Origin of the sequence: Confluentibacter lentus (assembly GCF_002806995.1) — a bacterium.
Lineage (GTDB): Bacteria > Bacteroidota > Bacteroidia > Flavobacteriales > Flavobacteriaceae > Confluentibacter > Confluentibacter lentus.
The window spans coordinates 1-557 of sequence record NZ_NIHE01000031.1; the positions used below are offsets into that span (position 1 = coordinate 1).

Below are 557 nucleotides of genomic sequence, written 5' to 3' on the forward strand. Positions count from 1 at the left end.
CATCACATTGATTGGGGCCAATCCACAGGAACTAACGCTAGGCGAGCCATATATCGAACTCGGCGCCACGGCCAGTGATGATGTCGACGGTGACATCAGCGGCAACATAGCAACGGACGCAAGCGCCGTTGACGTGCTCTCCGTGGGCAGCTACGAGGTGACATACAACGTAAGCGATCTGGCAGGCAATCAAGCGGTTGAGGCAGTACGAACCGTAAACGTAAGCGCTTCGACAGGAGCATCACTTGTAAAAGTGTTCAATTCCGATACCGATGAATTCCTGTTCTATCTGGTTGATGGGATGGAGATCACCAAGGACGATTATACGGGCATCCCCTTTGCCGTCACTTACCAAGCCGATGCCGCCGCCGCCCCAGTACAGTTTGCCTTGAGCGGACCGATAGCCAAGTCCCAAAGGGAAGGAGTCGCCCCATTCTCCCTATTTGGAGACATGTCCGGCGACCTGGCCGGGAACGTGCTCCCTTTGGGATCGTACCAATTGAGCATCGCACCTTCCAACCAACCGGGACTTATCCTTAACTTCAAAATGGTGACCG

The 557-nt window shown here is 54.4% G+C and carries 1 protein-coding gene; it reads left to right on the forward strand.

The annotated features are described in order from the left end of the window. Positions 1 to 557: DUF5011 domain-containing protein (locus tag CDH50_RS15055; protein WP_157805008.1), on the forward strand; the 557-nt coding region annotated here is incomplete at both ends.